The 8,546-nt window shown below is 64.8% G+C and carries 7 protein-coding genes; 3 read left to right on the forward strand and 4 right to left on the reverse strand.

Features of this window, described 5'->3' with window-relative positions; translation table 11 throughout:
- The first annotated feature begins 746 nt into the window (after nucleotides 1-746).
- On the forward strand, nucleotides 747-2,873 hold the full coding sequence (gene flhA / locus QW868_RS33335; protein WP_315714040.1) for a flagellar biosynthesis protein FlhA: 2,127 nt from the start codon (nucleotides 747-749) through the stop codon (nucleotides 2,871-2,873).
- Nucleotides 2,874-3,245: 372 nt separating this feature from the next.
- A complete protein-coding gene (locus QW868_RS33340) occupies nucleotides 3,246-3,446 on the forward strand; it encodes a hypothetical protein (RefSeq protein WP_315734069.1) in 201 nt (66 codons plus the stop codon).
- 131 nt (nucleotides 3,447-3,577) lie between these two features.
- Here the strand turns inward: QW868_RS33340 and QW868_RS33345 are convergent, their stop codons facing one another.
- The 4 genes from QW868_RS33345 to fliI all read right to left on the reverse strand — a co-directional run bounded on the left by QW868_RS33345 (nucleotide 3,578) and on the right by fliI (nucleotide 7,172).
- Nucleotides 3,578-4,567 carry an anti-sigma factor domain-containing protein gene (locus QW868_RS33345; protein WP_316232558.1) on the reverse strand — a complete coding sequence of 330 codons (990 nt, stop codon included), beginning with the start codon at nucleotides 4,565-4,567 and terminating at the stop codon, nucleotides 3,578-3,580.
- Between the two features lie 51 nt (nucleotides 4,568-4,618).
- Nucleotides 4,619-5,167, reverse strand: coding sequence for a sigma-70 family RNA polymerase sigma factor (locus QW868_RS33350; RefSeq protein WP_315714037.1), 549 nt, complete (start codon nucleotides 5,165-5,167; stop codon nucleotides 4,619-4,621).
- A 153-nt stretch (nucleotides 5,168-5,320) separates the two neighbouring features.
- Nucleotides 5,321-5,740: a flagellar export protein FliJ gene (fliJ, locus tag QW868_RS33355; RefSeq protein ID WP_315714036.1), complete on the reverse strand. Its 420-nt coding sequence runs from the start codon at nucleotides 5,738-5,740 to the stop codon at nucleotides 5,321-5,323.
- 109 nt (nucleotides 5,741-5,849) lie between these two features.
- Nucleotides 5,850-7,172 carry a flagellar protein export ATPase FliI gene (gene fliI, locus QW868_RS33360; RefSeq protein WP_315734073.1) on the reverse strand — a complete coding sequence of 441 codons (1,323 nt, stop codon included), beginning with the start codon at nucleotides 7,170-7,172 and terminating at the stop codon, nucleotides 5,850-5,852.
- Nucleotides 7,173-7,594: 422 nt separating this feature from the next.
- Between fliI and ctrA the strand changes: the two genes are divergently transcribed.
- Entirely contained in the window at nucleotides 7,595-8,296 is a 702-nt protein-coding gene (gene ctrA, locus QW868_RS33365; RefSeq protein ID WP_012046382.1) for a response regulator transcription factor CtrA, read from the forward strand.
- Nucleotides 8,297-8,546 lie beyond the last annotated feature (250 nt).

Genomic DNA, 8,546 nt, shown 5'->3' on the forward strand with positions numbered 1-8,546 from the left:
TCCAGCAGAGGCGCTTGACGAGCTGCTGTCACGAATGAAAACACTGGGTGTTGCGACCACCGCTTGAGCCCGCCGGGTGTTTCGGCCAGACCTGTGGTGACTGCCGCCTGCTTTTTTTGCTGCAGGCGGGCCACGGGCGCGGCCAGCGCCCGGCCTTCCCTGCGCCCTCCATCCGATCGAGGGCGGACCTGACGCACAACTCGGGCGCGCGGCGCCGCGGGAGACGATGCCGCATGTCTGCGAGAGGAAATTCATTCGTGCTTGTTCGCAGTCAGACCCGGCAGGGGCCTCATGGTTCGAGACGGCGCTGCGCGCCTCCTCACCATGAGGGTTTGGCGCCGAAACCGGAGCTGCATTTGGCCGTGAGCGGTGTGCTCATCGGGAGGAGCGCGATGGCCGGCACAATTCATCGTCCGGGGACGACCCTCGCTCCTCACCCTGAGGAGCCCGCCGTAGGCGGGCGTCTCGAAGGGCGAGGCCCGGATCGTGGCGGCGTAACGGAGATGCGGCAGGAGAGCGCATCCCGTCTCCCCCGCAACCCTTTGTTAACCGCCATTAACCGAACGCTAACCAACCACCGGGCAAAAATTGCCGGGTGGAATGTGCGTGTCGTGGTTGGGTGCAGTTGACGGAGGAGAGCTTCCGTGGACGCCGGCGCGGTACCTCAGTTTCGGAACGGCGGCCCTGCGGCCGTCGCGCAGTCGTTTGGGGCCGGCACACGCGGCCGGCGGGAAGGGGCGAAAGCCATGGTCGACGTCACGGCGGGTCAGGGGGTCGGATCTCCGGCCGGCGGGTTCTCATTCGCTGACCTCAAGACAGCAGTCCTGCGCGGCGACATCGCGCTGGCGCTCGGCATCCTTACCATCCTGGTGGTGCTGATCCTGCCGCTGCCCTCGCTGGTGCTCGACCTGTTCCTGGCGATCTCGATCACCCTGTCGATCCTGATCCTGATGACCGCCTTGTTCATCCAGGCGCCGCTGGAATTCTCGTCCTTCCCGACCATCCTCCTGATCTCCACGATGCTGCGGCTGTCGCTCAACCTGGCTTCGACCCGGCTGATCCTGTCGCGCGGCCACGAGGGCACGGATGCCGCCGGCCACGTCATCGAGGCGTTCGGCAACTTCGTGATGAGCGGCAATTTCGTCATCGGCATCATCGTGTTCGCGATCCTGGTGACGGTGAACTTCGTCGTCATCACCAAGGGTTCGGGCCGCATCGCCGAGGTCGCGGCGCGCTTCCATCTGGACTCCATGCCCGGCAAGCAGATGGCGATCGACGCCGACCTCTCCGCCGGCCTGATCGACGAGAAGGTCGCCAAGATCAGGCGCAAGGAGCTGGAGGACGAAAGCGGCTTCTTCGGCGCCATGGACGGTGCCTCGAAATTCGTCCGCGGCGACGCCGTCGCCGGCCTGCTCGTCGTCTTCATCAACATCATCGGCGGCATCATCATCGGCGTCGCCCAGCAGGGTCTCGGCTTTGCCGAGGCCGCCCGCACCTACACCACGCTGACCGTCGGCGACGGCCTCGTGACCCAGGTGCCGGCGCTGATCGTCTCGACCGCGGCGGGCCTCCTGGTCTCCAAGGCCGGCGTCAGCGGTGCCGCCGACAAGGCGCTGATCAAGCAGTTCTCGGGCTATCCGCAGGCGCTCGGCATGTCGGCCGCCGTGATGCTGGTGCTGGCGCTGCTGCCGGGCATCCCGACCCTTCCGTTCCTGGCGCTCGGCGGCGGCGCCGCCGCGCTCGCCCTCAAGGCGCGCAAGCAGAAGGAGGTCGCGAAGGCCGAGGAAGTCGCCGCGGCTGCAGCGCCGGCAGCGGCTGCCACTGCCGCGGCCGCCGAGGAGCCGATCTCGGCCGCGCTCAAGATCGACGACCTCAAGATCGAGCTCGGCTATGCGCTGCTGCCGCTCGTGAACGCACCCGACGGCACCGACCGCCTGACCGACCAGATCAAGGCGCTGCGCCGGTCGCTGGCGATCGAGATGGGTTTCGTGATGCCGTCGGTGCGCATCCTCGACAACGTGCAGCTCGAGGCCAACACCTACATCATCAAGATCAAGGAGGTCGACGCCGGCTCCGGCAAGATCTGGCCGAGCCAGTTCATGGTCATGGACCCCGGCGGCAACCAGGTCGCGGTGCCCGGCATCCACACGACGGAGCCGACCTTCGGCCTGCCCGCCACCTGGGTCGACGCCGGCCTGAAGGAAGAGGCGACGCTCAAGGGCTACACGGTCGTCGACGCGGCGACCGTGCTGTCGACGCACCTGACCGAGCTGCTCAAGGCCAATATGAGCGACCTGCTGTCCTACGGCGAGGTGCAGAAGCTCCTGAAGGAGCTGCCGAAGGAGCAGAGCGAGCTGGTCAAGGACATCGTGCCGACGCAGATCACGATTTCCGGCATCCAGCGCGTGCTGCAGCTGCTGTTGTCGGAGCGCATCTCGATCCGCGACCTCTCGACCATCCTCGAAGGCATCGCCGACGCGCTCGCGTTCTCGCGCAACCCGGCCACGATCGTCGAGCACGTGCGCGCCCGCCTCGCCCGCCAGATCTGCGCCCAGAACACCTCGCCGATGGGCTACCTGCCGCTGATCGCGCTGTCGGCCAGGTGGGAGCAGGCGTTTGCGGAGTCGCTGATCGGCCAGGGCGAGGAGCGCAGCCTGGCGATGCAGCCGTCGAAGCTGTCGGAGTTCATGACCGCCACGCGCGATGCCTTCGAGCGCGCCGCACGCGAAGGCGAATCGCCGGTGCTGGTGACGTCGGCGGCGATCCGGCCGTTCGTCCGCTCGCTGGTCGAGCGCTTCCGGGCCCAGACCACGGTGCTGTCGCAGGCCGAAATCCATCCGCGGGCGCGGCTGAAGACGGTGGGGAGCGTGTGACGGCTGGCGTTGCGGAACCGCGGAATCCCGAGCGCGTTTTATCGGCGGGACCGGCGCGAGGCGCCGGCTTTTGCCGTTTTTACCGGCAGACCACCCCTTGCTTTACCGCCACAGGCAAACAAATTCTTAAATTTGCATTAAGTGGCTGAAGTTTCATCCGCACATCGAACAAGCAGTCAAATTATTGATATAGCTATAGAAATGTATATTTCATCGACTTTCGATCGCGAAGCATCACGCCTTATCACACACTTGTGATGTGGTCTACGAAACAGAATTGAGGTTTCCTACGTTAGTTCACGCGAGACGATGAACCGGAAAGCCCCCGGCTCACACGAATCAGCGAAGGACGGAAGACGGCAGGAGGCTTCCATGAACCACTCGATTTACAGCGCGGATCGGACCACCCACCTCAAGATCGTGGTGGTGGCGCTCGTGGCTGGCATCGCAGTGGCCGGCTTCGGCATCTCCGCCCGTCTCAACGCGGAGCCGAACTACGCGCAGACAGCAAAGGTCCTCAAGGCCGGCAAGCCGGTCGTGGTGACGAGTTCGGAGACGTCGCTGGTTCGCTGACAGGAATTTCCCGAATTCACGCGGTTCTCACAGCCCCCCAACTGGCCGCGTGGATATGTAGTAGACCCAACCCCAAGTCGACTACTGAAAACGCCCGCTCCCCACGGGCGTTTTCTTTTTTGGGCCCTGAATCACCGCGCCGGCGGCACCGTCTCGATCAGCTTGCCGGTAAACACGATCGGCCCGGTCGCCTGCCCGGTCGGCGACCCGCCCTCGGGCTCGACCGTGACGGCGTAGGTCGCGCGACTCACGGTGTCGGCGTCGTAGGACGAGAGAACGGGACGGCTGGTGAAGTCGCTGCCGCCGATCACGCCGAGCGAGCGCGGCTTCTGCAGCTTGTCGGACACGAGCCACAACTCGAAGCTCTTGCCCGGCTCCGGCGCAGCGCCGACCCGGCGCACGGTGTAGCTTTTGCTGGCAGCATCGACGGTCAAGATGAACGCCGGCGACGCCGCGTCCTTCTGCAGGAGGGCAACGAACTGGGCGGAGGGTTGCGCGACCGGCACCTTGACCTCCACAGTCTGGATCCGCGGCTTCGGCCGCAATGGCTGCGGCAAGAGATCGGGGCGGTAAACCTGGACACCGACCAGCGCGAGCAGCACGGCCGCGAGCGCGGTCATGATGTTGGCGACCGCGCGCAACTGCCGGACCTTGGACGAGAGCCGCACCACATTCGCATCATCGTTCGCGATCTCATGCGCTGTAGACGCGCTGCGTGTCGCGGCGACGGTCGCGACCTCAGGCTCGGGCGCCTCGACCGCGGCCGCTTCGATCGGCAGGGCTTCCGCCGCGACAGGCGAACCCTCGGGAGGTGCAGGGTCAGGACGAACAGCAATGACTGGAGCCTCGGCCACCGCCACTGGTTCAGCCGGCGGCGCGCTCTCGGCGAACGCTCGCAACCGCGCGATCTCGGCCTTGATGCGCTCCCACAGCTCGGGGCGCGGCTCGACCAGCCCGACCATCTGATTGAGCGGACCGAGACGAAATTCCCACGCCTGGACCAGCGCGACAAAATCCTTGTCGACCGCCATCATGGTCTCGACCTGCGCCCGTTCGGCGGCGTCGAGCGTCCCGAGCGCATATTCCGCCGCCAGCGCGACATGGTCTTCGCTATACGCCATCACAGGTCCAGGTCACGTCCTACAAGGTCTCTCGCCGGCTCGAACGGCACCTCATCCGAGACCGAGGCATTGGCGGATGTCCATCATGCTCCGCCGCAACCAGGTCTTCACCGTGTTCACCGGCGCCTCGAACTTGGTCGCCAATTGCTCGCGGCTCCAGCCGTTATAGTAGGCAAGCAGCACGAGCTTCTGGCGGTCGGGCTCGAGCTGGCCGACGCATTCCAACAGACGCTTGAGCTCCTCCGACATCTCGCGGCGCGCCAGCGGATCCGGCGTCTCGGCCGCAACCTCGAGCGCGGAGGGCTCATCCTCCAAAGACAACTCACCGCGCTTGCGCACCAGGTCGATGGCGCGGTTGCGGGCGATGGCGGCCATCCAGGTGATCGGGGAAGAAACGGCCGGGTTGAACTGCGCGGCGTTGTTCCAGACCTTCACATAGGTCTCCTGGACGACCTCCTCGGCGAGGTCCTGTCGGTGCAAGATACGGAGCACGACGCCATAGAGTTTCGCGCGCGTCGCCGCGTAGAGGCGCTCGAAGGCGGCCTCGTCCCCCTTGGCAACAGCGGCAAGCAACCAGACCAGCTCTGCCGGCGTCAGCATTTGGCGTCCCCGAAAATCGCCCCACTCCCTCGTTCGAGCCTACGTCCTCCCGTAGCACAAGTCCTGGGCAACTCTCCACCGGGGCGGGCGCGACGAAAAACCCGGACCTCGCGGCCCGGGTTTTCGAAAGCGACAGCCGTGTCGGCGACAGGCTCAGGCGATGACGCCGAGCCGGGCGCGCATCAGACCGATGCTGTCCATGTCGGCCTGCTCGCGGGCGCTCTCCTCGGCCTTTTCGCGGGCCTGGTCACGCTCGTCGAGCAGTTCGACCTTCTTCATCTCCTCGAACGCCTCGGACAACGCGGCCTTGGCGTCCTCGAGCTGGGTGCGCAGCTCGTCGGCCGAGCGCGTCAGGTTTTCCCGGCGCTGGATCGCGGCCTTGGCGTAGGTCGGATAGGCAAAATGGGTCGGGTCGTTGATGCCGGCCCGCTCCTGCTCGGTCTGGATCTCCCGCTCGAGCTCGGCCGACATGCGCTGGAAGTCAGCGATCATGCCCTCGATCTGCGTCACCCGGCGGCGTTTCTCATCCACCTGAAACTTCTTCAGACGGATCAGCGTTTCGCGCGACTTCATCGACTCATACTCCCCAGAAGTCCCGTGTACGGCGCGGGACAGGGCCGGCCGCCCTCCCTGGGCTCGCCGACTAGGCTCGTTACATGGAGGGGATGATTACCCGACAAAGTTAGCTTTCCGTTTCCAAGCGCCCCAGGATCTGTTCCAGCTCCCGATACCCGCTCTGCAACGTCGAGACCTCGTCCTTGCGCTGGCGCAGGAACGCCTCCAACGGCTCGTGCAGCCGGATCGCCTCGTCGACCTCCGGACTGGAACCGGCGCGGTAGGCGCCGAGCCGGATCAGCTCCTCCATATCGGCGTAGGTCGCCATCACCTGGCGCGCCCGCATGATGGTCGGCAAGAATACGGGGTCGGCCGATTTCGGCATCGTCCGCGACACGGATTTGAGGACGTTGATCGCCGGATAGCGGCCGCGTTCGGCGATCGAACGCTGCATCACGACGTGGCCGTCGAGAATGCCGCGCACCGCATCCGCCACCGGCTCGTTGTGATCGTCGCCATCGACCAGCACCGTGAAGATCCCGGTGATGGTGCCGTCGCCGCTGCCCGGCCCCGCCCTCTCCAGCAGTTTCGGCAGCTCGGTGAACACGGTGGGCGTGTAGCCCTTGGCGGTCGGCGGCTCGCCAGCCGACAGCCCGATCTCGCGCTGCGCCATCGCAAAGCGCGTCACAGAGTCCATTAGACAAAGGACATCCTTGCCCTCGTCGCGGAAATATTCGGAGATCGCGAGCGTCAGATACGCCGCCTGCCTTCGCATCAGCGCCGGCTCGTCGGAGGTCGCGACCACGACGACCGAGCGCGCGAGACCCTCATCGCCGAGATCGTCCTGCAGGAACTCCTGCACCTCGCGGCCGCGCTCGCCGATCAGTCCGATCACCGACACCGCCGCATCGACGTTGCGCGCCAGCATCGACAGCAGCACGGATTTGCCGACGCCCGAGCCGGCGAAGATGCCGAGCCGCTGGCCGCGGCAACAGGTGAGAAAGGTGTTCAATGCGCGGACGCCGAGATCGAGCGGCGAGCCGACGCGCCTGCGCGAATGCGCCGGCGGCGGATTGTTCCGATAAGGAACCGGCGAGGCGCCCTGCGGCAGCGGCCCCTTGCCATCGATCGGCTCGCCCATCGCATTGATGACGCGGCCGAGCCAGGCCGGCGATGGCCGCACCTGGTTGGCCGCATTGGCGATCACGGCGCGGCAGCCGCGGCGCACGCCCTCCAGCCCGGCGAACGGCATCACCACGGCATTCTTGCCGGAGAAACCGATCACCTCGGCAGGGATGTAATTGTTGCCGGTCTCGATCACGATGCGCGCGCCGACCGACATCGCATGAATCGGCCCGGCGATCTCCACCATGAGTCCCTTCACGCCGACGACACGCCCATAGGTGTTCACGGCGTCGATGTCGCTGATCTGCTCGGCCAGGGCCTTCATTGCCAAAGCGCCTTCATCGCGAGAGAAAGTTCATTGCGCCAGAGCCTTCATTGCGAAAACCTTAAGTAGGGGCAGATTCGCGTCGTCGGTTTAACTCTGTGTTTACTCGCATCATTAATCATTACGTCATGGTCTGGAGTGACTGACGTGCTTCGCTTTGCCGCCGTCGAAAAGCGGTGAGATCCGAGAGTCGGTTAGGTCCATCTCTTAACATGGAGCTTGAACGAGGACGGCTAAGAAAAACTGCCTTATCGCAACACCTTACGGCGATTCGATAAAAATTGCACGGATAGAGCTTGCGGAGGGGAATCAGGATTTGTTAACCATCTCTCGTCAGGATCCGAATCAGTTGTTCAAAGGCGTTTTGAGTGCCGCGATGGCGGCCGACCTGACGCCCGGAGCGGCGACTATGGGGAACTGGCATGCGCGTTTTGCTGATTGAGGATGACAGCGCCGTCGCGCAGTCGATCGAGCTGATGTTGAAGTCTGAGAGCTTCAACGTCTACACGACTGACCTTGGCGAAGAAGGCGTCGACCTCGGCAAGTTGTACGATTACGACATCATCCTTCTCGACCTCAATCTGCCCGACATGTCCGGTTACGACGTGCTCAAGCAGCTGCGCGTCTCGAAGATCAAGACGCCGATCCTGATCCTCTCCGGCCTCGCCGGGATCGAGGACAAGGTCAAGGGTCTCGGCTTCGGCGCCGACGACTACATGACCAAGCCGTTCCACAAGGACGAGCTGATCGCCCGCATCCACGCGATCGTCCGCCGTTCCAAGGGCCACGCCCAGTCGGTCATCCAGACCGGCGACCTCGTCGTCAACCTGGACACCAAGACGGTGGAGGTCGGCGGCCAGCGCGTGCACCTGACCGGCAAGGAATACCAGATGCTGGAGCTGCTCTCGCTCCGCAAGGGCACCACGCTCACCAAGGAGATGTTCCTCAACCATCTCTACGGCGGCATGGACGAGCCCGAGCTGAAGATCATCGACGTCTTCATCTGCAAGCTGCGCAAGAAGCTCGCCAACGCCTCCGAAGGCCGCAACTTCATCGAGACTGTCTGGGGCCGCGGCTACGTGCTGCGCGAGCCGCACGACATGGACGAGCGCATCCCTGCCTGATCTTTCACTGGGTACTCCGGCAGGCCTCACCGGCTTGCTCCTCCCAGACTGGGCCCCGCCGCAAATGGCGGGGTTTTTGTTTGTGGGGGTGTGATTGCTGTGGGGCCGGTGCTTGTTTGCTCGGAGCCTTGGGGGCGCTCGACCCAAACTCTCGCGACCCGATCAGTGCGCTCCCCTCCCCCTTGCGGGCTACGGGATGCCCGAAAGCGATTCCAAGCGATTTCTGGATGTGATTCAAAGTTTTCGACCG

Origin of the sequence: Bradyrhizobium sp. SZCCHNR1051, assembly GCF_032489615.1 — a bacterium.
GTDB lineage: Bacteria > Pseudomonadota > Alphaproteobacteria > Rhizobiales > Xanthobacteraceae > Bradyrhizobium.

What these genes read in the sequence shown, in the direction of transcription:
- flhA (WP_315714040.1), top strand. Translation starts at nt 747, where the DNA reads ATGGTCGACGTCACGGCGGGTCAGGGGGTCGGATCTCCGGCCGGCGGG.
- QW868_RS33340 (WP_315734069.1), top strand. Translation starts at nt 3,246, where the DNA reads ATGAACCACTCGATTTACAGCGCGGATCGGACCACCCACCTCAAGATC.
- QW868_RS33345 (WP_316232558.1), bottom strand. Translation starts at nt 4,567, where the DNA reads ATGGCGTATAGCGAAGACCATGTCGCGCTGGCGGCGGAATATGCGCTC.
- QW868_RS33350 (WP_315714037.1), bottom strand. Translation starts at nt 5,167, where the DNA reads ATGCTGACGCCGGCAGAGCTGGTCTGGTTGCTTGCCGCTGTTGCCAAG.
- fliJ (WP_315714036.1), bottom strand. Translation starts at nt 5,740, where the DNA reads ATGAAGTCGCGCGAAACGCTGATCCGTCTGAAGAAGTTTCAGGTGGAT.
- fliI (WP_315734073.1), bottom strand. Translation starts at nt 7,172, where the DNA reads ATGAAGGCCCTGGCCGAGCAGATCAGCGACATCGACGCCGTGAACACC.
- ctrA (WP_012046382.1), top strand. Translation starts at nt 7,595, where the DNA reads ATGCGCGTTTTGCTGATTGAGGATGACAGCGCCGTCGCGCAGTCGATC.